21 protein-coding genes are annotated in these 23,051 nt (G+C 72.2%); 9 read left to right on the forward strand and 12 right to left on the reverse strand.

Translation table 11 applies throughout. The features are described from left to right. Positions 1-18: 18 nt before the first annotated feature. From ACZ5NJ_RS17750 to ACZ5NJ_RS17785, 8 genes are read right to left on the reverse strand one after another with little or no spacing between them, the layout of a single operon-like run. Entirely contained in the window at positions 19-2,022 is a 2,004-nt protein-coding gene (locus ACZ5NJ_RS17750; protein ID WP_468765890.1) for an NADH-quinone oxidoreductase subunit 5 family protein, read from the reverse strand. Further along, positions 2,019-2,387 (reverse strand): NADH-quinone oxidoreductase subunit NuoK, encoded by a 369-nt coding sequence (gene nuoK, locus ACZ5NJ_RS17755; RefSeq protein ID WP_468765892.1) that lies wholly within the window; start codon positions 2,385-2,387, stop codon positions 2,019-2,021. The genes ACZ5NJ_RS17750 and nuoK overlap by 4 nt, the downstream gene beginning before the upstream one ends. Next, positions 2,387-3,085 carry an NADH-quinone oxidoreductase subunit J family protein gene (locus ACZ5NJ_RS17760; RefSeq protein WP_468765894.1) on the reverse strand — a complete coding sequence of 233 codons (699 nt, stop codon included), beginning with the start codon at positions 3,083-3,085 and terminating at the stop codon, positions 2,387-2,389. The genes nuoK and ACZ5NJ_RS17760 overlap by 1 nt, the downstream gene beginning before the upstream one ends. Continuing rightward, on the reverse strand, positions 3,085-3,684 hold the full coding sequence (locus tag ACZ5NJ_RS17765) for a NuoI/complex I 23 kDa subunit family protein (protein ID WP_468765896.1): 600 nt from the start codon (positions 3,682-3,684) through the stop codon (positions 3,085-3,087). Before ACZ5NJ_RS17765 ends, ACZ5NJ_RS17760 begins: the two co-directional genes overlap by 1 nt. Beyond that, entirely contained in the window at positions 3,684-4,652 is a 969-nt protein-coding gene (gene nuoH, locus ACZ5NJ_RS17770) for an NADH-quinone oxidoreductase subunit NuoH (RefSeq protein WP_468765898.1), read from the reverse strand. Before nuoH ends, ACZ5NJ_RS17765 begins: the two co-directional genes overlap by 1 nt. Continuing rightward, positions 4,649-5,941 (reverse strand): NADH-quinone oxidoreductase subunit C, encoded by a 1,293-nt coding sequence (locus ACZ5NJ_RS17775; RefSeq protein ID WP_468765900.1) that lies wholly within the window; start codon positions 5,939-5,941, stop codon positions 4,649-4,651. The genes nuoH and ACZ5NJ_RS17775 overlap by 4 nt, the downstream gene beginning before the upstream one ends. Further along, positions 5,938-6,540, reverse strand: coding sequence for an NADH-quinone oxidoreductase subunit B (locus tag ACZ5NJ_RS17780; RefSeq protein ID WP_468765901.1), 603 nt, complete (start codon positions 6,538-6,540; stop codon positions 5,938-5,940). The genes ACZ5NJ_RS17775 and ACZ5NJ_RS17780 overlap by 4 nt, the downstream gene beginning before the upstream one ends. Continuing rightward, positions 6,531-6,938, reverse strand: coding sequence for an NADH-quinone oxidoreductase subunit A (locus ACZ5NJ_RS17785; protein ID WP_468765903.1), 408 nt, complete (start codon positions 6,936-6,938; stop codon positions 6,531-6,533). The genes ACZ5NJ_RS17780 and ACZ5NJ_RS17785 overlap by 10 nt, the downstream gene beginning before the upstream one ends. 156 nt (positions 6,939-7,094) lie before the next feature. Between ACZ5NJ_RS17785 and ACZ5NJ_RS17790 the strand changes: the two genes are divergently transcribed. The 8 genes from ACZ5NJ_RS17790 (at position 7,095) to ACZ5NJ_RS17825 (ending at position 17,484) form a co-directional block, all read left to right on the forward strand. Continuing rightward, positions 7,095-8,255: a sensor histidine kinase gene (locus ACZ5NJ_RS17790; protein ID WP_468765905.1), complete on the forward strand. Its 1,161-nt coding sequence runs from the start codon at positions 7,095-7,097 to the stop codon at positions 8,253-8,255. A gap of 202 nt (positions 8,256-8,457) precedes the next feature. Continuing rightward, entirely contained in the window at positions 8,458-9,726 is a 1,269-nt protein-coding gene (locus ACZ5NJ_RS17795; protein ID WP_468765907.1) for a sensor histidine kinase, read from the forward strand. A 156-nt stretch (positions 9,727-9,882) separates the two neighbouring features. Then, positions 9,883-10,542, forward strand: coding sequence for a response regulator transcription factor (locus tag ACZ5NJ_RS17800; protein ID WP_468765945.1), 660 nt, complete (start codon positions 9,883-9,885; stop codon positions 10,540-10,542). Positions 10,543-10,753: 211 nt separating this feature from the next. Next, a complete protein-coding gene (locus ACZ5NJ_RS17805) occupies positions 10,754-12,700 on the forward strand; it encodes a 2-oxoacid:acceptor oxidoreductase subunit alpha (protein ID WP_468765909.1) in 1,947 nt (648 codons plus the stop codon). Then, positions 12,693-13,760, forward strand: a complete 1,068-nt coding sequence (locus tag ACZ5NJ_RS17810; RefSeq protein ID WP_468765911.1) for a 2-oxoacid:ferredoxin oxidoreductase subunit beta — start codon at positions 12,693-12,695, stop codon at positions 13,758-13,760. The genes ACZ5NJ_RS17805 and ACZ5NJ_RS17810 overlap by 8 nt, the downstream gene beginning before the upstream one ends. Before the next feature lie 149 nt (positions 13,761-13,909). After that, a complete protein-coding gene (locus tag ACZ5NJ_RS17815; RefSeq protein ID WP_468765913.1) occupies positions 13,910-14,764 on the forward strand; it encodes an SDR family oxidoreductase in 855 nt (284 codons plus the stop codon). Between the two features lie 114 nt (positions 14,765-14,878). Next, positions 14,879-15,859 (forward strand): EamA family transporter RarD, encoded by a 981-nt coding sequence (gene rarD, locus ACZ5NJ_RS17820; protein WP_468765915.1) that lies wholly within the window; start codon positions 14,879-14,881, stop codon positions 15,857-15,859. 278 nt (positions 15,860-16,137) lie between these two features. Continuing rightward, a complete protein-coding gene (locus ACZ5NJ_RS17825) occupies positions 16,138-17,484 on the forward strand; it encodes a M28 family metallopeptidase (protein ID WP_468765917.1) in 1,347 nt (448 codons plus the stop codon). Here ACZ5NJ_RS17825 and ACZ5NJ_RS17830 read toward each other — a convergent pair. From ACZ5NJ_RS17830 to ACZ5NJ_RS17845, 4 genes are all read right to left on the reverse strand, one after another. Continuing rightward, positions 17,474-17,863: a hypothetical protein gene (locus tag ACZ5NJ_RS17830; protein ID WP_468765919.1), complete on the reverse strand. Its 390-nt coding sequence runs from the start codon at positions 17,861-17,863 to the stop codon at positions 17,474-17,476. The genes ACZ5NJ_RS17825 and ACZ5NJ_RS17830 overlap by 11 nt on opposite strands. Continuing rightward, the gene (locus tag ACZ5NJ_RS17835) at positions 17,860-18,063 is read right to left on the reverse strand and encodes a ribbon-helix-helix domain-containing protein (RefSeq protein ID WP_344163314.1); all 204 of its coding nucleotides are present in this window, start codon (positions 18,061-18,063) and stop codon (positions 17,860-17,862) included. The genes ACZ5NJ_RS17830 and ACZ5NJ_RS17835 overlap by 4 nt, the downstream gene beginning before the upstream one ends. Before the next feature lie 98 nt (positions 18,064-18,161). Next, positions 18,162-19,379 carry a LolA family protein gene (locus ACZ5NJ_RS17840; RefSeq protein WP_468765921.1) on the reverse strand — a complete coding sequence of 406 codons (1,218 nt, stop codon included), beginning with the start codon at positions 19,377-19,379 and terminating at the stop codon, positions 18,162-18,164. Positions 19,380-19,603: 224 nt separating this feature from the next. Further along, on the reverse strand, positions 19,604-20,614 hold the full coding sequence (locus ACZ5NJ_RS17845) for a polyprenyl synthetase family protein (RefSeq protein ID WP_468765923.1): 1,011 nt from the start codon (positions 20,612-20,614) through the stop codon (positions 19,604-19,606). Positions 20,615-20,931: 317 nt separating this feature from the next. On the opposite strand from ACZ5NJ_RS17845, the gene ACZ5NJ_RS17850 reads away from it, so the two are divergent. Then, entirely contained in the window at positions 20,932-22,932 is a 2,001-nt protein-coding gene (locus tag ACZ5NJ_RS17850) for a CocE/NonD family hydrolase (protein WP_468765925.1), read from the forward strand. Positions 22,933-23,051 lie beyond the last annotated feature (119 nt).

Below are 23,051 nucleotides of genomic sequence, written 5' to 3' on the forward strand. Positions count from 1 at the left end.
TCACGGCTGACTCTCGGCTCACGATCCGGCGTTGACGTTGGCGAGGACGGCGGTGGCGATCGCCAGGACCACGGCGCCGGCGAGCAGGGCGCTCAGGTAGCTCTGCACGTTGCCGGTCTGGGCCCGGCGCACCAGGCTGCCGAGCAGCCGGGGTCCGGCGCCCGCGCCGCGGACGTAGGTGTCGACGACCTCGCGGTCGAGGAAGCGCACCAGGCTCGCGCCCGCGCGGACGGGGCGGACGAACAGCCGGTCGTAGACGGCGTCGAGGTGGAAGCCGTCGGCGGCGTGGCGGTGCAGCGGGCCGAGGAGGGCCCGGCCGGGGTCGGGCGCGGGGGCGGCCGGTACGGCGGGGTGCTCGTGGGTCACCTCGGCGACCTCGGGGGTCTCGGCGGCGGACGCGGCGGCGGCGACGGCGGCGGGGACCGTGGATCCGTTGCGGATGCCGGCGGCGGCCTTGGCGGTGGCGCGCTGCCACAGGGACCAGGTCAGCATCACGCCGACGAGCGCGGCGCCGGTGCCGAGGACCGAGGTGGTCACGGTGGGGGTGAGTTCCTTGCCGTCGAACCAGTCGGCGAGGGGGCCGGCGGCGAGGCCGAAGGCGATCGAGGGCACGGCCAGCAGCCACAGCACGCCGGTCATGGCGAGGGGCTCCTTGCCGTGGTCGGGGGCGGCGGCGCCCCGGCCGCGGAAGGCCATCAGCCACAGCCGGGTGGCGTAGGCGGCGGTGAGCAGGGCGGTCAGGACGCCGGCGACGAGCACCACCCAGCCGGCCGCGCTCGGGGCGAGGTCGGAGTGTCCGCCGGCGGCGTGCTCGGCGGCGACGAGAACGGCTTCCTTGGAGAAGAAGCCGGCGAAGGGCGGGATGGCGGCGAGCGCGAGGAGCGCGATCGTCATCGTCCAGAAGGCGTCGGGGATGCGCTTGGCCAGGCCGTCCATGCGGGACATGGCGGCGAGGGAGTTCGTGCCCGCGGCGTGGATGATCACGCCGGCGCCGAGGAAGAGGAGCGCCTTGAAGGCGCCGTGGGACAGGAGGTGGAAGACGGCGGCGCCGCGGTCGCCGACGGCCAGGGCGCCGGTCATGTAGCCGAGCTGGCCGACGGTGGAGTAGGCGAGGACGCGCTTGATGTCGTCCTGGGCCAGGGCGGCGAGCGCCGAGCCGACCATCGTGGTCGCGGCCATGACGGCCATGACCACCAGGGCCGCGCGGGAGGCCGTGAAGACGGGGAGGAGGCGGGCGATGAAGTAGACACCGGCGGCGACCATCGTCGCGGCGTGGATCAGCGCGGAGACCGGCGTGGGGCCCGCCATGGCGTCGGGGAGCCAGGTGTGCAGCGGGAACTGCGCGGACTTGCCCGCGACGCCGGCGAGCAGGAGCAGCGCGATCAGCGTGGGGTGGTCGAGCCCGCCCGCGGCGACGGTGCCGAGGATCTTGGTGATCCGGAAGGAGCCGGCGTCGGCGGCGAGCGCGAACAGTCCGATGAGGAAGGGGACGTCGCCGAGCTTGGTGACGAGGAAGGCCTTGAGGGAGGCGGAGCGGGCCGCTTCGGTCTCCCAGTAGTGGCCGACGAGGAAGTACGAGCAGATGCCCATGATCTCCCAGCCGACCAGCAGCACCATCAGGTCGCCGGAGTAGACGACGAGCAGCATGGCGGAGGTGAACAGGGAGACCAGAGCGGCGTACGAGGGGTAGCGCGGGTCCTCGCGGAGGTAGGCGGTCGAGTAGAGCTGGACGCAGGTGGCGACCACTCCGACCAGGGCCGCGACCAGGACGGCGAAGCCGTCGAGGTGGAGCGACAGCTCGATCGGCACCGAACCGGTCGGGGTCAGCTCCGTCGCGGTGTCGATCGCCCTGCCGCCTCCGTGGCGGACGGCGACGAGGACGGCCAGGACGGCGGCGGCCAGCGTCGGCAGGACGGCGAGCGGCCTGACGAAGCCGGGGGCGGTCCGGCCGAGGAGGAGTCCTGTCACCGCGCCCAGGAACGGGAGGAGGGGGACGAGGACCGCGAGGGTCGTGGTGCTCACGCGGCGACCTCCGGCCGGGCGGTGGTGTCGGTGGGGTCGTCGGGCCGGCCGGGGCCGTGGCCCTCGGCGGTGTCGCGCAGTCTGTCGACGTCCGAGGTGCCCCGGTTGCGGTACACCGTCAGCACGATCGCGAGGCCGATGCCGATCTCGGCGGCGGCGATGGCGATGGTGAAGAGGGTGAGGGCCTGGCCGGCGTGCAGGGTGTCGCGCAGCCAGACGTCGAAGGCCACCAGGTTGAGGTTGACGGCGTTGAGCATCAGCTCGACGGACATCAGGACCAGGATGGCGTTGCGGCGGGCGAGCACACCGTAGAGGCCGGTGGCGAAGAGGAGGGCCGCGAGGACCGCGGGGTAGGCGAGGTGCATCAGCTCTGCCCCTTCCCGGCGTCCGTGGGGACGGGGGCACCGGTGCGGGCGGCGGCGTCGGCCGCGTCGGCGGCCTCTTCGGCCGGGGTGGCGCGGCGGGAGAGCACGATGGCGCCGATCAGGGCGGCGAGGAGGAGGACGGAGAGGGCCTCGAAGGGCAGCACCCAGTGCTGGAAGAGGATCTCGCCGGAGACCTTGGTGGAGCCCTGGGCGGGGCCGTCGAGGTCGATCCAGGTGGTGCGGAAGGCGTCGACGACCACCCAGACGAGCGCGGCGCCGGCGGCGCCGGCGACGCCGAGGGCGACCCACCGGTTGCCGGAGTCGGCGTCCGGTGAGCGGCCGATGGGGGCCTTGGTGAGCATCAGTCCGAAGAGGAGGAGGACGACCACGGAGCCGAGGTAGATCAGGACCTGGACCCAGGCGATGAACTCGGCGGTCAGCAGCAGGTACTCGACGGCGATCCCGCCGAGCGCGACGACCAGCCAGAGGGCGGCGTGCACGAGCTGCTTGGTGGTGACCGTGATGAGGGCCGCGCCGAGGGTGGCGAGGCCGACGAGGACGAAGGCGATCTCGACACCGGTCGGCGAGAGGAAGCCGGGGCCTGGCGTCGGGGCCGGGCCGGCGGGAGCGGCGGCCGTGACGGCCGTGACGGCGGTCGCGGTCTTGGCCGCGGCTGCGGCGAGGTGGGCGGCGTACATCAGGCGGTGCCTCCCGCCGGGGTGTCGGGGGTGCCGTCGGCGGGCGGGGTGGCCCCGGCTTCGGCGGCGGCCGCGGCGGCCGCCTCGGCCTTCTCGGCGGCCTTGCGGGCGGCGGCGATCTCCTTCGGCTCCTCGGCGCCGGGGTCCAGCGCGGGCGGGGCCGGGACGGTCCACATCCACTCGCGCAGCTTGTCGCGCTCGTGGGTGAGGTCGTGGATGTCGGTTTCCGCGTACTCGAACTCCGGCGACCAGAAGAGGGCGTCGAAGGGGCACACCTCGATGCAGATGCCGCAGTACATGCAGAGGGAGAAGTCGATGGCGAAGCGGTCGAGGACGTTGCGGCTGCGCTCGCGGCCGCCGGGGGTGGCGGCGGGCACCGTCTCCTTGTGGGAGTCGATGTAGATGCACCAGTCGGGGCACTCGCGGGCGCACAGCATGCAGACCGTGCAGTTCTCCTCGAACAGGCCGATGACCCCGCGGCTGCGGGGCGGGAGCTCGGGCTGTACCTCGGGGTACTGGGCGGTGTGCGCGCGCTTGGTCATCGTGCGCAGGGTGACGGCCAGGCCCTTGGCGAGGCCGGATCCGGGGAGCGGGGGCATTACTGGATCGCCACCTTCACGATGCCGGTGAGCGCGATCTGGGCGAGCGCGAGGGGGATGAGTACGGTCCAGGCGAGCTTCTGGAGCTGGTCCTCGCGCAGGCGCGGGTAGCTCACGCGGAGCCAGATGACGACGAAGGCGAGGACGGCGGTCTTCAGGAGGGTCCAGACCCAGCCGAGGCCGTCGGCGCCGAGGGGGCCGTGCCAGCCGCCGAGGAAGAGGACGGTGGTCAGGGCGCACAGGACGACGATGCCGGCGTACTCGGCGAGCAGGAACAGCGCGAAGCGCAGGCCGGTGTACTCGGTGTACGCGCCGAAGATGATCTCGGAGTCGGCGACGGGCATGTCGAACGGGGGCCGCTGGAGCTCGGCGAGGCCGGCGGTGAAGAAGACGAGCGCGCCGATGATCTGCCAGGGCAGCCACCACCACTCGAAGGCGTTCACGATACCGGGCAGGGAGACGGTCCCGGCGGCCATCGCCACGGAGGCGGCGGCGAGCAGCATCGGCAGCTCGTACGCGAGGAGCTGGGCGGCGGTGCGGAGGCCTCCGAGGAGGGAGAACTTGTTGGCGGAGGCCCAGCCGCCCATCAGGCTGCCGAGGACGCCGACGCCCATGACGGCGAGGGCGTAGAAGAGGCCCGCGTCGATGATCTGGCCGACGGCGGACTCGCTGGGGCCGATGGGGATGGCGATGAGGACGAGGAGGTAGGGCAGCAGCGCGACGGCGGGGGCGAGCTGGAAGATCCGCCGGTCGGCGTTGGCCGGGACGATGTCCTCCTTCTGCGCGAACTTCACGCCGTCGGCGACGAGCTGGGCCCAGCCGTGGAAGCCGCCGGCGTACATGGGGCCGAGGCGGCCCTGCATGTGCGCCATCACCTTGTGCTCGGTCTGCCCGATGACGAGCGGGAGCACGAGGAAGACGGCGAAGACGACGATCAGTCGCAGGGCGACGTCGAGGACGTCGTTCACGCGTCGCCTCCGGTGGTGTCGGGATCGGGTTCGGGTTCGGGATCGGGTCCGGGTCCGGGCTTGGCTTCCGGCTCCGGGCGGGGCGCGGGGGCCGGCTCTTCGAAGGCGGGCTTCGGGTGGTGCCAGGGCGCGTCCGCGCTGCGCGGGGGAGCCTTCGGCTCCGGCGCGGGGGTCTGGCCGGCGGACCCGTCCGAGACGGACCGGCTCCGCCGGGCGGGGCGCGGGGCGTCGGCGTCGGGCCCAGGGGCGGCCTGGCTCGCGGAGCCGTCGGCCGCCGAGCGGCTGCGGCGGGGCGGGCGGGCCGGGTCGGCGGTCGGCTCCGGGGCGGCTGCGCCTGACGGAGTGGCGGGGCCGGGTTCGCCCGGTGCGGCGGCCGGGTCGGCTGCCGGGGCCGCCTGGCTCGCCGAGCCGTCGGCTACCGAACGGCTGCGGCGAGCCGGGCGCGTCGTGCCGGGCTCGCCCGGTGCGGCGGCCGGGTCGGCTGCCGGGGGTGTGGTGTCGGGTGCCGGGGTCGGCTGGCTCGCCGAGCCGTCGGCTACCGAGCGGGTGCGGCGGGCCGGACGGGGGGTTTCGGGGGTGGCCTCGTCGGCCTGGGTGGCCGAGCCCTCCGTCACCGAGCGGACACGGCGGGCCGGGGCACCCTCGCGGGGGGTGCGGGCCGCCGCGCCGGCGGCGCGGGGGGTGCGGGCCGGGCGGGCCGGGGCCGGGGGGAGCTGGCCCTTGAGGGGGCCCCACTCGTTCGGGTCCGGGACGCCGGGCGGGAGCATCTGGCGCCGCTTGGGCGCGTCCGGGTCGTGCGCCTCGCCCGGCTCCTTGGCGCCGGGCCACGCCTTGGCGACGCGCGCCGCCAGGACGAAGTCCTTGCGCAGCGGGTGGCCCTCGAAGTTCTCGGGGAGCAGCAGGTGCACGAGGTGCGGGTGGTCGGTGAAGACCACGCCGAACATCTCGTAGGTCTCGCGCTCGTGCCAGGCCGCGCCCGCGTAGACCGCGACCGCCGAGGGGAGCGACGGGGACGTGTGCGGGACGGTCGTGCGCAGCAGGAGGCGGCGGACGCGGCCGCCCTCCAGGGCGACGACGTGCGCGCAGATCCGGAAGCCGGTGCCCGGCTCGTCGACCGCGCTCAGCCAGTCGAAGTAGGTGCAGCCCAGCTTGTCGCGGGCGATCTCCAGCGAGGGGATCCAGGAGCCGGCCGGGACGTCCACGGTGAGGACGTCGTACGCGACGGAGGCCACGGCCTCGGCGCCGAAGACGGCCGGAGCCGCGTCGGGGAGGGAGTCGTAGAGGTTCACGCGCCGCCCCCCGGCGCGGGCGGGGGCGTCACCAGGCCGCTGGTGAGCTGCGCGACGGACGGCCGGTCCGCGTACCGGTCCGCGAGCGACTCCCGGGCGATCTTCTCCTGGAGCTTGAGGATGCCCTGGAGCAGGGCCTCGGGGCGCGGCGGGCAGCCCGGCACGTAGACGTCGACGGGGATGATCTGGTCGACGCCCTTGGTGACCGAGTACGAGTCCCAGTACGGGCCGCCGCAGTTGGAGCAGGCGCCGAAGGAGATGACGTACTTCGGCTCGGGCATCTGCTCGTAGAGCCGCTTGACCGCCGGGGCCATCTTGTCCGTCACCGTGCCCGAGACGATCATCAGATCGGCCTGGCGCGGGCCGGGCGCGAAGGGGATGACGCCCAGCCGGATGAAGTCGTGCCGCGCCATGGACGCGGCGATGAACTCGATCGCGCAGCAGGCGAGGCCGAAGTTGAAGACCCACAGGCTGTAGCGGCGGCCCCAGTTCAGGACCACCTTCATCGGCTCGGGCGCCAGGCGGGAGAGGACCCCCAGCCTCCTGGGCTCGGGGAGGGAAACGGGCTCCGGTGTCACGGCAGCCGGTGTCACGTCCATTCGAGGACGCCCTTCTTGTACGCGTAGAGCAGGCCGACGGCCAGGAATCCCAGGAAGATGAACATCTCGACCAGGGTCGTGGCGCCGTAACCGGCGGCGGCGAACACCGTCGCCCACGGGAAGAGGAAGATCGAGTCGACGGCGAAGATGACGTAGAGGAAGGCGTAGACGTAGTAGCGGACCTGGGTGTGCGCCCAGCCCTCCCCCACGGGGTCCACGCCGCACTCGTACGTCAGCAGCTTCTCGGGGGTCGGGACCACGGGCCGCAGCAGGCGGCCGGCGCCGAAGGCCACGGCGACGAAGAGCACGCCGAGGACGGCGAGCAGGCCGACGACCGCGTAGCTGTGGAAGTACTCCGCGGCGGTCACGGTCCCGCTCGATACCGTTGGTTCGGGCACGTCCGTTCCTCGCTCCTCGGCCACTGTCGACGTTCTCGATGATCTGGTACGGACGGGAGTCTAGGCCCTGGTCCGCACAGGGTGGGGTTACCCCCCGTTTACTCCCGCCTGGTCACCCCATGGCATTGCCGGGGTGGAATTGACAGGCTGGGCCGCATGACCGCGAACGATCATGCCGCCGCTCCCCCTCCCGTCCGGCCCGCCTTCGACGGGTCCACGTGGAAGGAGATCGCGTACCTGCTTCTCAATCTGCCGGTGGCGTTGATCGGATTCATTTACACGGTTGTCATGCTTGCGACGGCGGGCGGGCTGGCGGTGACGGTGATCGGCCTGCCGGTGCTGCTGGCCGGTCTGTCCCTGTCGCGGCAGCTCGGTGTGCTCGAACGCGGACGGGCGCGGGCCCTGCTGGGTGTGCGGGTCGACGAGCCGAGCCCGTTGCCGGGGGTGCGGCGCTCCGGCGGGTTCTTCCCCTGGCTGTGGTCGGGGATCAAGGACCCGGTGGCGTGGCGGACCATGCTGTTCGAGCTGATCCGGCTGCCCTGGGGGGTGCTGACCTTCAGTATCGCCTTTGTGGGGCTGTTCGTGCTCTGGCCGGTGCTGCCGTACGTGGTGCGTCTGCTGGCGAACTTCGACCGGCTGATGGTACGGGGCCTGCTGTCCCCCTCCGACGGGCTGGAGCAGCGGATCGCCGAGCTGGAGTCGGGGCGCGGGGTCGTCGTGGACACCGCGGCGGCCGACCTGCGGCGGATCGAGCGCGACCTGCACGACGGGGCCCAGGCGCGGCTGGTGGCGCTGGCCATGGGGCTGGGCCTGGCCAAGGAGAAGCTGCTGGAGGACCCCGAGGGGGCGGCGGCGATGGTCGACGAGGCGCACGGGGAGGTCAAGCTCGCCCTCCAGGAGCTGCGGGACCTGGCGCGGGGGATCCATCCGGCGGTGCTGACGGACCGGGGGCTGGACGCGGCCCTGTCGTCGGTGGCGGCGCGGTGCCTGGTGCCGGTGAAGGTGTCGGTGCGGCTGGAGGAGCGGCCGGCGGAGGCGATCGAGGGGATCGCGTACTTCGTGGTGTCGGAGCTGCTGCAGAACGTGAGCAAGCACGCGGCGGCGCGGGGTGCGGGCGTCGAGGTGTGGCGGGAGGGGGCGCGGCTGCTGATCCGCGTCGCGGATGACGGGCGGGGCGGGGCGCGGATGTCCGGTGGGGGCGGGCTGGCGGGGCTCGCGGAGCGGGTGCGGGCGGTAGACGGGGGGTTCGTGGTGGAGTCCGCGGCCGGGGCGGGGACGGTGGTGGTGGCGGAGCTGCCGTGGCGCGGGCGCGGCTAGGCCGTGGCTCCCTGGGGCTCCGCCCCGGACCCCGCGCCTCGAACTCCCCCGGCTACCGGTGGGAGGGGCCCCCGGGCGGGGCCGGAAGGTCGTGGTGGGGTTAACCCCCCTGGTGAGACGCCGACCCGCTGGATGGTGTCGAGGGCGGGGCGCGGCGGAGGGTGGAGGGGTTGCCGGATGAGATGAAGGGTGGGGCGGAGTCATGGGGAAGGGTCGGGCCGTGTTGTTGGCGCCTGTGGCGGGGCGGATGTGGCGGGAGTTGTTGTTTCTGCTGGTCGGGCTGCCACTGAGCACCCTGTACTTCGGGCTCGCCATCGCCGGGGTGTCCGCCGGAGCCGGGCTGCTCGTGACGTTCGTCGGGGTGCCGGTACTGGCCGGGGTGCTCGCGATGTGCCGGGGGTTCGGGCACGTGGAGCGGGCCCGGGTGCGCGGGCTGCTGCGGGTGCCGGTCGGGGATCCGGCGCCGGTGCGGGCGGCGAAGCCGGGGGTGCCGGCCGCGATGGGGGCGCTGCTGAAGAGCGGCAGCGCCTGGCGGCACGTGCTGTACTCGGTGATCCACTTCCCCTGGGCGGTGTTCTCCTCCTGCCTCGCGCTCGCGCTGTGGGGCTACGGGTGGGGCATGCTGCTGTACCCGCTCTGGTTCTGGGTCTTCCCGGCCTTCACCGACCTGCCCGGGCTGCAGCTCTTCCAGAACGGCGACTACACCTTCTACCTCGATTCGCCGTGGGCCATCGCCGCCGCGGGTGCGATCGGGCTGGGGTTCACGCTGGTCACGCCCTGGGTCGTCCGGGGCCTCGTGACCGTCGACCGGGTCCTGGTCACCGGGCTGCTCGGCCCGTCCCGGCTGGACCACCGGGTCAGCGAGCTGGAGTCCGACCGCGGCGTGGTCGTCGACACCGCGGCGGCCGACCTGCGCCGCATCGAGCGGGAGCTGCACGACGGGGCGCAGGCGCGGCTGGCGGTGCTGGCCATGGACCTGGGGCTGGCGAAGGAGAAGCTGGCCGAGGACCCGCGGGCCGCCGCGCGCGTGGTGGACGAGGCGCACGGGGAAGTGAAGATCGCGCTCCAGGAGCTGCGGGACCTGGCCCGGGGGATCCACCCCGCCGTGCTGACCGACCGGGGCCTGGACGCGGCGCTGTCGTCGGTGGCCTCGCGTTGCGCCGTTCCGGTACGGGTGGAGGTGGATCTGCCGGCCCGGCCGGCTCCGGCCATCGAGGGGATCGCGTACTTCACGGTGTCCGAGCTGCTGCGGGACGTCGGCCGGCACGCGGGCGCGCGCAGCGCCAGCGTGGACGTGTGGCGGTCCGGGCGGCGGCTGATGATCCGGGTCGCGGACGACGGCCATGCCGAGGGCAGCGGTCCGACGGCCGGGCTGGCGGAGCGGCTGGACGCGGTGGACGGCGTCCTGGTCGTGGACTCGGCGCGGGGCCGGGGCACGACGGTGACGGCGGAGCTGCCCTGGCGCGCCTGACGCCGACGGCTCCCGTACCGGGCGGCCTCCCGTACCGGGCGGGCTCCCGCCCCCGGCCTTGATCCCGGACGGACCGGAACCGGGGCTTCGGCTGGGATGCTTGGCATGCCGAGTGGGTATGCGAGTGGGCGGGAGCTTCACAACGTGGATAACAGGGTGCGGGTCGTCATCGCCGAGGATTCAGTGCTGCTCCGTGAGGGCCTGACCCGGCTGCTGACCGACCGGGGGCATGACGTCGTGGCAGGCGTCGGTGACGCGGAAGCCCTGGTCAAGACCGTGGCGGACCTGGCGGCCGAGGGAGCGCTGCCGGACGTGGTGGTGGCCGACGTACGGATGCCGCCCACACACACCGACGAGGGCGTACGGGCCGCGGTCCGCCTGCGCCGCGACTACCCCGGGATCGGCGTGCTCGTGCTGTCGCAGTACGTCGAGGAGCAGTACGCCACCGAACTGCTGGCCGGTTCCACCACCGGGGTGGGCTACCTGCTGAAGGACCGCGTGGCCGAGGTGCGCGAGTTCCTGGACGCCGTCGTCCGGGTGGCCCAAGGGGGTACGGCCCTGGATCCCGAGGTCGTGGCACAGCTGCTGGGCCGCAGCCGCAAGCAGGACGTGCTGGCCGGCCTGACCCCCCGCGAGCGCGAGGTGCTCGGACTCATGGCGGAGGGACGGACGAATTCCGCTGTAGCCAAGCAGCTCGTGGTGAGTGACGGGGCCGTGGAGAAGCACGTGAGCAATATCTTCATGAAGCTGGGCCTGTCTCCGAGTGACGGGGATCACCGGCGCGTACTGGCGGTTCTGACCTACCTCAGGTCTTGATCGACTGACACTCTGTCAGTCAAGGCACGCGGCGGTGCCGCCGTGCGACGGCCGGGCGATTTGGAATATTGCGCATAGAGCACGACGTCTGTCGGACAGACCGCCCCGCGCGGGGCGGTCCAGAATGCGGGCGACCCAGGGACGAATGACGTCGCGGACGTAGGGTTGGCCTTGGGAGTGAACGCCCGCGCCTCGAAGGAGGTCCAGTTCAGTGACCAGCCAGGTCAGTAGTCCGGCCGAGCAGGCCGACGGGGCCGGCGGGGCCATCGGTGAGCAGCGCAGCGCGCCTCGGCCCGATGGTGCCGGCAAGGAAATCCGCCGTGTCGACCGGGTGATCATCCGTTTCGCGGGTGACTCGGGTGACGGTATGCAGCTGACGGGTGACCGTTTCACCTCGGAGACGGCGTCCTTCGGCAACGACCTTTCGACGCTGCCGAACTTTCCCGCCGAGATCCGTGCCCCTGCCGGGACCCTGCCCGGGGTGTCCTCGTTCCAGCTGCATTTCGCGGACCACGACATCCTCACTCCGGGTGACGCGCCGAACGTGCTGGTCGCGATGAACCCCGCCGCCCTGAAGGCGAACATCGCCGACGTCCCGCGCGGGGCGGAGATCATCGTCAACACCGACGAGTTCACCAAGCGCCCGATGGCCAAGGTCGGCTACGCGACCTCCCCGCTGGAGGACGGCTCCCTCGACGCCTACCACCTCCACCGGGTGCCGCTGACGACGCTGACGGTGGAGGCGCTCAAGGACTTCGGGCTGACCCGCAAGGAGGCCGAGCGCAGCAAGAACATGTTCGCGCTGGGTCTGCTGTCGTGGATGTACCACCGTCCCACGGAGGGCACGGAGAGTTTCCTGCGGCACAAGTTCGCGAAGAAGCCGCGGATCGCCGAGGCGAACGTGGCGGCGTTCCGGGCGGGCTGGAACTTCGGGGAGACCACCGAGGACTTCGCCGTCTCCTACGAGGTCGCGCCGGCGACGGCCGCGTTCCCCACGGGCACCTACCGCAACATCTCGGGGAACCTGGCCCTGTCCTACGGGCTGATCGCGGCGGCCCGCCAGGCCGACCTGCCGCTCTACCTGGGCTCCTATCCGATCACGCCGGCCTCGGACATCCTGCACGAGCTGTCGAAGCACAAGAACTTCGGTGTGCGGACCTTCCAGGCCGAGGACGAGATCGCCGGCATCGGCGCGGCGCTGGGTGCCGCCTTCGGCGGGGCGCTGGGGGTGACCACCACCTCGGGTCCGGGGGTGGCGCTGAAGTCGGAGACCATCGGCCTGGCCGTCTCGCTGGAGCTGCCGCTGCTGATCGTGGACATCCAGCGCGGCGGGCCCTCGACCGGCCTGCCGACCAAGACCGAACAGGCCGACCTCCTGCAGGCCATGTACGGCCGCAACGGCGAGGCCCCCGTGCCCGTCGTCGCGCCGCGCACCCCGGCGGACTGCTTCGACGCCGCGCTGGAGGCGGCCCGCATCGCCCTGACCTACCGCACCCCGGTCTTCCTGCTCTCCGACGGCTACCTCGCCAACGGCTCCGAGCCCTGGCGGATCCCGGACGTGGCCGACCTTCCCGACCTGAGCGTCCAGTTCGCCACCGGCCCCAACCACACCCTGCCCGACGGCACCGAGGTCTTCTGGCCCTACAAGCGCGACCCGCAGACCCTGGCCCGCCCCTGGGCGGTCCCGGGCACACCCGGCCTGGAACACCGGATCGGCGGGATCGAGAAGCAGGACGGCACGGGCAACATCTCCTACGACCCGGCCAACCACGACTTCATGGTCCGCACCCGCCAGGCCAAAATCGACGGAATCACCGTCCCCGACCTGGAGGTCGACGACCCCGACGGCGCCCGCACCCTCGTCCTGGGCTGGGGATCCACCTATGGCCCCATCACCGCCGCCGTCCGCCGCCTGCGCCTCGCCGCCACCCCCATCGCCCAAGCCCACCTGCGCCACCTCAACCCCTTCCCGAGCAACCTCGGAGAGGTCCTGAAACGCTACGACAAGGTCGTGGTGCCCGAGATGAACCTCGGACAGCTGGCCGGCCTGATCCGGGCGAAGTACCTGGTCGACGCCCAGTCGTACAACCAGGTCAACGGAATGCCCTTCAAGGCGGAGCAGCTCGCGACGGTTCTCAAGGAGGCCATCAATGACTGAGGTGACCGACGCCCCCACCCTGCTGTCCCTGGTACCCAAGGCCGAGGCCCAGCAGTCGATGAAGGACTTCAAGTCGGACCAGGAGGTCCGCTGGTGTCCGGGCTGCGGTGACTACGCCGTCCTCGCCGCCGTCCAGGGCTTCATGCCCGAGCTCGGCCTCGCCCGCGAGAACATCGTCTTCGTCTCCGGCATCGGCTGCTCCTCCCGCTTCCCGTACTACATGAACACCTACGGGATGCACTCCATCCACGGCCGTGCCCCCGCCATCGCCACCGGCCTCGCCACCTCCCGCCGCGACCTCTCCGTCTGGGTCGTCACCGGCGACGGCGACGCCCTCTCCATCGGCGGCAACCACCTCATCCACGCCCTGCGCCGCAACGTCAACCTCAAGATCCTCCTCTTCAACAACCGGATCTACGGCCTCACCAAAGGCCAGTACTCCCCCACCTCCGAACTCGGCAAGATCACCAAGTCGACACCCATGGGCTCCCTCGACGCCCCCTTCAACCCCGTCTCCCTCGCCCTGGGCGCCGAGGCCTCCTTCGTCGCCCGGACCGTCGACTCCGACCGCAAACACCTCACCGAGGTCCTGCGCCAGGCCGCCGACCACCCCGGCACCGCCCTCGTCGAGATCTACCAGAACTGCAACATCTTCAACGACGGCGCCTTCGAAGCCCTCAAGGACAAAGACCAGGCCGAAGAAGCCGTCATCCGCCTCGAACACGGGCAGCAGATCCGCTTCGGGACAGACCTGGCCAAGGGCGTGATCCGCAACGAACGCACCGGGGACCTGGAAGTCGTCACCGTCACCCCGGACAACGAAGCCCGCGTCCTCGTCCACGACGCCCACGCCGCCACCCCCACCACCGCCTTCGCCCTCTCCCGCCTCGCCGACCCCGACACCCTCCACCAAACACCCATCGGCGTCTTCCGCAGCATCGAGCGACCCGTCTACGACACCCTCATGGCCGACCAGCTGGAGACCGCCGTCGACCAGCGCGGCAAGGGGGACCTGGCGACGCTGCTCACCGGCAACGACACCTGGACCGTCATCGGCTGAGAGCCGGCGCGGCCCCGCGACGTCACACGAGCCCGGATCCCGTTCCACGGGGTCCGGGCTCCGTCGTGTCGCGACCCGACTGCACTTTCTAAAAGTTAGCGCTTTCTGTACGATAGTGAAGAATCCCCCGCCCACCACAGGAGCGCATCATGAGCATCGTCGTCACCGGAGCCACCGGAGCCCTCGGCCGTCTCGTCGTCGAGGAGCTGCTGGCCCAGGTTCCCGCCGCCGAGCTGGCCGTCGTCGTCCGCAGCGAGGAGAAGGCCGCCGATCTGGCCGCCCGGGGCATCGAGGTACGGGTCGGCGACTACGACGACCCCGCGAGCCTGGCCGGCGCCTTCCGGGCCGGCGACCGGGTCCTGCTGATCTCCGGCAGCGAGGTCGGGCGCCGCGTCCCGCAGCACACCGCCGTGATCAAGGCGGCGGAGGCGGCCGGGGTGGCCCAGCTCGCCTACACCGGGATCCTCGGCGGCCCCGAGGCGGACTTCGAGCTGGCCGCCGAGCACAAGGCCACCGAGCAGGCCATCCTCGACTCCGGCCTCCCCTACACCTTCCTGCGCAACGGCTGGTACCACGAGAACTACACCGCCCAGCTGCCCGTCGTCCTGGAGCAGGGCGCGGTCGTCGGCAGTGCGGGCGAGGGCCGGATCGCCTCGGCGGCCCGGGCCGACTACGCGGCGGCCGCCGCGGCGGTACTGACCGGCGAGGGCCACCTCAACCGGGTCTACGAGCTCTCCGGGGACACCGCCTGGAGCCTGGCCGAGTACGCCGCCGAGGTGGCACGGCAGTCCGGGCGCGAGGTGGCGTACGCGGCGGTGGCGGGCGACGCCCACCGGGCCGTGCTGACCGGCGCCGGGGTGCCCGACGGGTTCGCGGCGATCCTCGTGGACGTGGACGCGGCGATCGCGCGCGGCCGGCTGGCGGGCACCAGCGGCGACCTGGCGCGGCTGATCGGGCGGCCGACCACCCCGGTCGCCGAGGCCATCACCGCCGCCCTCGCCTGAGGCCGGAGCGAACGACTGTCATGAGTATCTCCATCTGACGGGCATGACAGCAGCCTCGTCCGGCGATACCGTCGTGAGGTTGTGAGATTGGCCGGAAGTAGCACTGGAGGTCCCGTGAAGGCGGAGAACGAGCAGCGCACGGGTTTGCTCTACGGATTCGGCGCGTACGGGATGTGGGGGCTGGTCCCCCTGTTCTGGCCCCTGCTCATGCCGTCCGGGGCGATCGAGATCCTGGCCCACCGCATGGTGTGGTCCCTGGCGGTGGTCGCGGTCGCGCTCGTCGCACTGCGCCGTTGGCGCTGGATCGGCGAGCTGGTCCGCCAGCCCCGCAAGCTCGGGCTGACCGCGCTGGCCGCGTCCGTGATCAGCGTGAACTGGGGCCTCTACATCTGGTCGGTCAACAACGGCCACGTCGTGGAGGCCAGTCTCGGCTACTTCATCAACCCGCTCGTCACCATCGCGCTCGGCGTGCTGGTCCTCGGCGAGCGGCTGCGCCGGTCCCAGTGGGCGGCCGTCGGGGTGGGCTTCGCCGCGGTCCTGGTGCTGGCCGTCGGCTACGGGCGGCCGCCGTGGATCTCGCTGGCGCTGGCCTGTTCCTTCGCCACCTACGGGCTGATCAAGAAGAAGCTCGACATGGGCGGTCTGGAGTCGCTGACCGCCGAGACGGCCCTGCTGTTCCTGCCCGCGCTCGGCTACCTGCTGTGGCTGGGGGTGGAGGGCCGCTCCACCTTCACCTCACAAGGGCTCGGGCACTCCGCGCTGCTGGCCTCGACGGGGCTGGTCACCGCGATCCCGCTGATCTGCTTCGGGGCCGCCGCGATCCGGGTGCCGCTGTCCACGCTGGGGCTGCTCCAGTACCTGGCGCCGGTGTTCCAGTTCGCGCTCGGCGTCGTCTACTTCCACGAGGCGATGCCGCCCGAGCGCTGGGCCGGCTTCGGCCTGGTCTGGGTCGCCCTGGTCGTGCTGACCTGGGACGCCCTGCGGACCTCCCGCCGCGCCCGGGCCCGGCTGGCCGGTGCGGCGACCGGGGCCCGCGAGGCGTCCGGAACCGCGGCCGTCGCTTCCGCGCCGGCGCCGAGCCACGAGCCCGCGTAACCGCTCCCCCGGCTCCCCCGGCTCCTCCGGCTCCCCCGGCCCCGCCGGGCGGACCCGTCCCTCTTCCCCCGATACACCCCGCGATCCCCGGTACGGACTCCCGTGCCGGGGATCGTCCGCATTCCGAACGACTCTGACCGGATTGCGCTCTTGACGGTCAGTCATGCTCTCGCTGAACATCAGGCTCGCACTGACGCACCAACGCTCACCTGCACGATTCCCGCACGTTCCGTCTCATCCCCGACGGATCATCCCCCACGGAATCCCGGAGCCCCCACATGAGCCTGTCCGTCTCCCGGCGCGTGACCGCCGTGACCGCGATCGCGGTCGCTGGGCTGTTCGCCGCCACCGCCCCCGCCGCGCTCGCCGCGCCTTCCGGGGCGCTCGCGGCCGCGGCACCCGCAGCCGTCACCGCCGCGCCGACGCCGCCCGACATCCCGCTGGCCAACGTCAAGGCGCACCTGTCCCAGTTCCAGTCGATCGCCACCGCCAACGGCGGCAACCGCGCCCACGGCCGCGCCGGCTACAAGGCCTCGATCGACTACGTGAAGGGCAAGCTGGACGCGGCCGGCTTCACCACCACCCTCCAGACCTTCACCTCCAGCGGCGCCACCGGCTACAACCTGATCGCCGACTGGCCGGGCGGGGACCCGGGCTCGGTCCTGATGGCCGGCTCCCACCTGGACTCGGTGACCGCGGGCCCCGGCATCAACGACAACGGCTCCGGCTCGGCAGCCGTACTGGAGACGGCGCTGGCCGTCTCGCGCGCGCAGCTCCAGCCCACCAAGCACCTGCGCTTCGGCTGGTGGGGCGCGGAGGAGCTGGGCATGGTCGGCTCGCAGTACTACGTGAACAGCCTGCCGGCGGCGGAGAAGTCGAAGATCTCCGGCTACCTGAACTTCGACATGATCGGTTCGCCGAACCCGGGCTACTTCGTCTACGACGACGACCCGACCATCGAGCAGACCTTCAAGACGTACTTCGCGGGCCTGAACATACCCACGGAGATCGAGACCGAGGGCGACGGCCGCTCCGACCACGCGCCGTTCAAGAACGCCGGCATCGCCGTCGGCGGCCTGTTCTCCGGCGCCGACTACACGAAGACGGCGGCCCAGGCACAGAAGTGGGGCGGCACCTCGGGCAAGGCCTTCGACGCCTGCTACCACTCCTCCTGCGACACCGCGGCGAACATCAACGACACCGCCCTGGACCGCAACTCCGACGCCATCGCCTACGCGATCTGGAACCTCGGGGCGGGCACCCCGGTCCCGCCCGGGCCGTCCTTCGAGAACACCGCGGACGTGAACATCCCCGACTCCCCCGGCGCCGCGGCGAGCTCGCCGATCACGGTCTCCGGTGTCAGCGGCAACGCCCCGGCCACCACCAAGGTGGACGTGAACATCGTCCACACCTACCGCGGTGACCTGGTGATCGACCTGATCGCCCCGGACGGCACGGCGTACCGGCTGAAGAACTCCTCCAGCTCGGACTCCGCCGACAACGTGGTCGCGAGCTACACGGTGAACGCGTCCAGCGAGGTGGCCAACGGGGTCTGGAAGCTCCAGGTCAAGGACGTGGCGGCGCAGGACACCGGCTACATCAACAGCTGGAAGATCACCTTCTGACCGGTTCCTGGATGAGGACGCGGAGCTGCTGCGCGACCGCGGAGACGTCCGCGCGGCCCAGCTTCGCGTCCTCGACCAGGTCGCCGAGGTCCTCGGGCGAGGGCAACTGCCTGGCACCGGCCACCCTCAGGTACGAGCGGGTGGCCGCGGCCGCGTAGAACTCGTTCATCGGGGACTCCAGCGCCGGGCAGACGGCGAGGGTGTGCAGGAACGCTGCGGCGCGCCAGGCCGTGTCGGGGGCGGGCTGCTCGGGCACCAGCACCAGGTCGTTCTGGTGCCGGGCGACGGCGGCGGCCACCCCGGAGGGGTCCCACACGGCGGGGTCCGACGGCAGATGGTGGGCCAGCGCGGTCCAGGCCCACTCCATGGTGATCTTCAATTGCCGAACCGCTCCTGGAAGTAGCCCCAGTGGTCCGCGAACTCCTCTATGCCGGAAAGGAAGTTCTTCCGGTCCTCGTCGAGTTCGCGTTCCGTGACCTCGGTGATCAGCGCGGTGACCGTCGTCCCCAGCGCCGCCGCGCGCGCCTTGAGGCGGTCGTGGAACTCTTCGTCCAGGCGGATGGTGACGTGTCTCGACATGTCCATCACGGTACAGCGGTCGCGCTGTACGCAGGAGGGGAACGGCACGAGGGTGGCCCGGGACACACGTCCCGGGCCACCCTCGTGCGTCGCCGCCGCTACTTGGCGGAGTCGGCCGTCTTCACCAGCTGGTCCTTGGTGACCGCGCCGACGTAGACCTTGCCGTCGTCCGTGATCAGCGCGTTGACCAGGCGGGTCGACAGGATCCGGCCCTCACCGAACTTCCCGTGGACCTTGTCCCCGAGGGAGTTGAGGAACTGCTTGGCCTCCTTGGGGGTGTTCTTGTCGTTCTCGACGTCCTTGAGGTTCACGCCCGCGCCGGAGTCGATCCGCGCGACCGTCGACCATCCCTCGCCGAGCACCTTCACATCGCCCTTGCCGTGCGCCCCGCCGGCCAGCTGCCCGAAGCCGGGCAGGGACTCCAGCGCCTTGAAGCGCTCGTCGTCCTTGGCGCCCTTGCCGCCCTTGCCGTCCTTGCCGGCCAGGCCCGGGTGCGAGCCCTCGGTGAGCTTGGCGCCCTTGGGCGGGGTGAAGGCGAAGGAGTCGGCGGCCGGCTTGCCGAAGTCCACCTGGGTGAAGCCCGCTTCGACGATCGGCTTGCCGCCCTGGGCGGACAGCAGCTGGACCCGCAGCGGCACGCCGTTCTTGGCGTCGACGGCGATCTGGACGGACCCGACGGTGGAACCGCTCTGCTTCGGCTTCAGCACCAGCTGGTAGGCGTCGCGCCCGGCGATCTGCGCGGTGTCGCCGACCGTGACGTCCGTGGTGGGACCGGCCTGCTTGAGGATGTCCTGCGCGATCTGCTGCGGGGAGGCCGCGAGCCGGTCGCCCGTCTTGTGCTCCTGGCCCGCCCGGTCGCTCTTGTCGTGGAAGGCCTCGTTGGACTTGCTGTCGTAGCCCCAGACGTCGTTCCCGTTGTGGACGAGGGTGTACTCGTCCTTGCCGTCGAGGAAGGTGAGCTTCTGGCGGTCCGGACCGTCCGCCGCGACGCGCAGGGTGTGCGTACCGTTCGCCAGCTGCGCGATCTTGTCCTCGGGGTTGGCGGAGCCGCCCGTGACCCCGGCGCCGCCCAGCAGCCCGGTGGCCAGGGTCGGCAGGCCCAGGTCGGTGGTGATCTTCGCGCTGCCGGAGAGCTGCTGCACGTCGGAGGCCGCGACCTTCTCGATCAGCTGCTGCGCCGTCACCTTGGGCAGGTCCGGACCGCCTGCGGTGGCGAAGGCCGGGACCATCGCGACGGTTGCCGCGGCGACCCCCGCCACCGCGACCGGTACGGCGTAGCGCGCGGCCTTGCGCGAGGTCTTCGTGTTCGCTGCCATCTCAGAGCCCTGCCCTCTTGTCCAGGGCGGCGACCGTTGTCGCCGCACTCACCCGATCCGGTGGGGTTTCGATGGATCCATCTGACCAAAACGGCGGGCGGGGGGCGTCAGTCCCCGGGATCAACTCCGCGTACGACCGTGGGATGACACGGGAAGGGCCCCTCTCCCCCGACCCGTAGGGGTCGCGAAGACGGAGGGGCCCGTTCCGGTACGTCGGGCGGGGGCTAGCCCGCGCGGTGGACCACCGCGTCGCACAGCTCTTCCAGGGCCGACTTCGCGAAGCAGTCCGGCAGCGGGGCGAGCATGGCGCGCGCGTCCTGCGCGTACTGGACGGTGTCGCGGCGGGCCTGCTCCAGCGCGGGGTGCACCCGCAGCCGGGAGAGCACCTCGGCGTGCCGGGCGTCGTCCGTCAGGTCCCCGTCCAGCAGGCGGACGAGCTCCAGGTCCTCCTCGCGCCCCTCGCGCTCGGCCGTCTCCCGCAGCCGCAGCACGGGCAGCGTCGGGATGCCCTCGCGCAGGTCCGTGCCCGGGGTCTTGCCCGACTCGTGCGAATCGGAGGCGATGTCGAGGACGTCGTCGGCCAACTGGAAGGCGGTGCCGAGACGCTCGCCGTACTGGGTCAGGATGTCGACCACCGACTCGTCGGCCCCGGACATCAGCGCGCCGAAGCGGCCGGAGACGGCGATCAGCGAGCCGGTCTTGCCGGCGATGACGTCCAGGTAGTGGGCGACCGGGTCACGGCCGTCGCGCGGGCCGGCCGTCTCCAGGATCTGGCCCGTCACCAGCCGCTCGAAGGCCTCCGCCTGGATGCGCACGGCCTCCGGCCCGAGGTCCGCGAGGATGTGCGACGCACGGGCGAACAGGAAGTCACCCGTCAGGACCGCCACCGAGTTGCCCCAGCGGGCGTTCGCGCTCTCCACCCCGCGGCGGACCTCCGCCTCGTCCATGACGTCGTCGTGGTAGAGCGTGGCCAGGTGCGTGAGCTCCACGACCACCGCGGAGGGCACGATCCCGGGCGCGTAGGGGTCACCGAACTGCGCCGCGAGCATCACCAGCAGCGGCCGGAACCGCTTGCCCCCGGCACGCACCAGGTGCTGCGCGGCCTCGGTGATGAAGGGGACTTCGCTCTTGGTGGCCTCCAGCAGACCCGCTTCGACAGCGGCCAGTCCGGCCTGGACATCGGCCTCAAGAGCCTGGTCCCGCACGCTCAGTCCGAACGGCCCGACGACGGTCACGAGGGGTACTCCTGTCTGCTGACGATCCGATGACGATCACATGGATTGTCAATGTGTCGCTGCCATCACTCAAGCCAGCGTATCGGGTCTGTTTTCGATCACGCAGAGCACCTGCCCGGCAGCCGTCCGGCGGGCCTCCGGCGGGCACGCGCGCAGCGCCCGATGCGCACCGGTATGTTCAGTGAGAGCCGAAAAAACCGGAGAATCTGTTTTGTCCGTAACGATGACTGTCGGAGACGCGCCGAAAGGGCATCGGCTGGTTGACGCTGCACCCCGTCCACTGAGGGCGCCCACCGAGGGAGCGTGACCGAACCCCCATGATCATCCGCACCGAGTTCCCGTACGCGACCGCCCACGAGGATGTCCGGATCCCGATGCCCGACGGGGTGGAGCTGTACGCCCGGATCTGGCGCCCGGTCACCGGCGAACCCGTCCCCGCCCTGCTGGAGTACCTCCCGTCCCGGCTGACCGACTGGACCGCCCCGCGCGACTGGCAGCGCCACCCCTGGTACGCCGGACACGGCTACGCCTCCGTACGGGTGGACGCACGCGGCCACGGGTGCAGCGGGGGCCGCCCCGGCGACGCGCACGACGCGCACGAGCCGGCCGACGGGGTCGCGGTGGTGGAGTGGCTCGCGGCGCAGCCGTGGTGCACCGGCGCGGTCGGCATGTTCGGCATCGCCTCGGGCGGCTTCAACAGCCTCCGGATCGCCGCCCTCGCCCCGGAACCCCTCAAGGCGGTGGTCACCATCTGCTCCACGGACGACCGCTTCGACAACGACGCGCACTACATGGGCGGCTCCGTCCTGGCCGTGGACCTGCACGCCTGGTCGGCCGCCCTGCTCGCCTTCGCCGCCCGCCCCCCGGACCCCCGCTACGCCGGGGACGACTGGCGCGAACGGTGGCTGGACCGGCTGGAAGGCCTGGAGCCGCTGGTCCACACCTGGCTCGCGCACCAGACCCGCGACGACTACTGGCGCCACGGCAGCGTCCGCGAGGACTACGGGGCGATCCGCGCCGCCGTCCTCGCCGTGGGCGGCTGGCACGACCCCTACCGGGACACCGTGCTACGCCTGGTCTCCGCCCTGCCCGCCGGCCGGGTCCGCGGCCTGATCGGCCCCTGGTCGCACCAGTACCCCGACCGCGGACTCCCGCCCGGGCCGGCGATCGGCTTCCTGCAGGAGACCCTGCGCTGGTGGGACCACTGGCTGAAGGGCGCCGACAACGGGGCCGTGGACGAGCCGCTGCTGCGCGCCTGGATCAGCGAATCGCACCGCCCGGCGACCACGTACGCGGAGCTGCCGGGCCGCTGGGTGGGTGAGAGGACCTGGCCGTCGCCTTCGGTCGTGCCCGTCTCGTACGGGCTCCAGGGCGCGCCGGTGACCGTCGCCTCGCCCCAGCACACCGGGCTGGACGCCGGCCGGTTCCGCCCCTTCGGCAACGACGCCGACCTGCCGCCGGACCAGCGGGAGGAGGACGCGAAGTCGGCCTGCTTCGAGTTCCCGGTCCCGGCCGAGCCGGTGGAGGTCCTGGGCCGCCCGTCGGTCACCCTGCGGCTGCGGATGGACGTCCCGTACGGCCAGGTCGTGGCCCGCCTGTGCGACGTGGCCCCGGACGGGGCCTCGACCCTGGTGACCCGGGGCGCGCTGAACCTGTCGGCCCGCCGGGGGCCGGAGCGGGCGGTGCCGTGGCCCGCGGGGGCCTGGGAGGACGTCACCTTCGAGCTGAACGGCATCGGCCACCGCTTCCCGCCCGGCCACCGGATCCGCCTGTCCCTGTCCTCCGCGTACTGGCCGTGGATCTGGCCGCGGGCCGGCTCGGAGGCCGGCTGGACCCTCGACCCGGCGGGCAGCACGCTGGAACTCCCGGTCCGCGCGGCCTCCCCCGGCGCCGAGGGGATCGTCTTCGAGGCCCCGGAACAGGCGGAGCCGCTGGGCGTCTCCTACCCCGCCACCCTGGACGAGCCCCGCCCGGAACGCCTGGTCGTACGGGACGTCGCACGCGGCACCTGGCGCCTGGAGGTCGACCCCCGCCACGGGGGCACGCGGGTGTACCCGGACGGGCTGGAGTACGAGGAGGAGGCGGCCGAGGTGTACGAGATCCAGCAGTCGGACCCCCTCTCCGCCCGGACCCGCTCGGACTGGCACATCCGGCTCCACCGCCCGGACCTGGGCTGGGACGTCCGGGTGGGGACGAGGTCGGAGATCTCCTGCGACGAGGGCGGCTTCCTCACGTCGAACGAGGTCGTCTGCCGCGAGGGGGAGGAGGTCCTGTACCACCGCACGTGGCAGCGAAGGCTGCCCCGTGCGGCGGGGTGAGGGGGCGGGGCGGGGTCGGGGGGTGACCGGGTCTCGGCGGGGCGGTCTCAGGGAGGGGTTGGGGCTTTCCCGTCAGTCTCATCGTCCTTCCGTGTCGGGCCGGCCTGTCAAGGGCGCTC

Source organism: Streptomyces sp. NPDC032091, from assembly GCF_055580265.1.

Bases quoted from the DNA above. Each gene is read 5' to 3' on its own strand.
- ACZ5NJ_RS17850 (WP_468765925.1), top strand. From the start codon at position 20,932: ATGATCATCCGCACCGAGTTCCCGTACGCGACCGCCCACGAGGATGTC.
- ACZ5NJ_RS17825 (WP_468765917.1), top strand. From the start codon at position 16,138: ATGAGCCTGTCCGTCTCCCGGCGCGTGACCGCCGTGACCGCGATCGCG.
- nuoK (WP_468765892.1), bottom strand. From the start codon at position 2,387: ATGCACCTCGCCTACCCCGCGGTCCTCGCGGCCCTCCTCTTCGCCACC.
- ACZ5NJ_RS17765 (WP_468765896.1), bottom strand. From the start codon at position 3,684: ATGCCCCCGCTCCCCGGATCCGGCCTCGCCAAGGGCCTGGCCGTCACC.
- ACZ5NJ_RS17760 (WP_468765894.1), bottom strand. From the start codon at position 3,085: ATGTACGCCGCCCACCTCGCCGCAGCCGCGGCCAAGACCGCGACCGCC.
- ACZ5NJ_RS17815 (WP_468765913.1), top strand. From the start codon at position 13,910: ATGAGCATCGTCGTCACCGGAGCCACCGGAGCCCTCGGCCGTCTCGTC.
- ACZ5NJ_RS17835 (WP_344163314.1), bottom strand. From the start codon at position 18,063: ATGTCGAGACACGTCACCATCCGCCTGGACGAAGAGTTCCACGACCGC.
- ACZ5NJ_RS17795 (WP_468765907.1), top strand. From the start codon at position 8,458: ATGGGGAAGGGTCGGGCCGTGTTGTTGGCGCCTGTGGCGGGGCGGATG.
- ACZ5NJ_RS17790 (WP_468765905.1), top strand. From the start codon at position 7,095: ATGACCGCGAACGATCATGCCGCCGCTCCCCCTCCCGTCCGGCCCGCC.
- ACZ5NJ_RS17840 (WP_468765921.1), bottom strand. From the start codon at position 19,379: ATGGCAGCGAACACGAAGACCTCGCGCAAGGCCGCGCGCTACGCCGTA.
- ACZ5NJ_RS17810 (WP_468765911.1), top strand. From the start codon at position 12,693: ATGACTGAGGTGACCGACGCCCCCACCCTGCTGTCCCTGGTACCCAAG.
- ACZ5NJ_RS17780 (WP_468765901.1), bottom strand. From the start codon at position 6,540: ATGGACGTGACACCGGCTGCCGTGACACCGGAGCCCGTTTCCCTCCCC.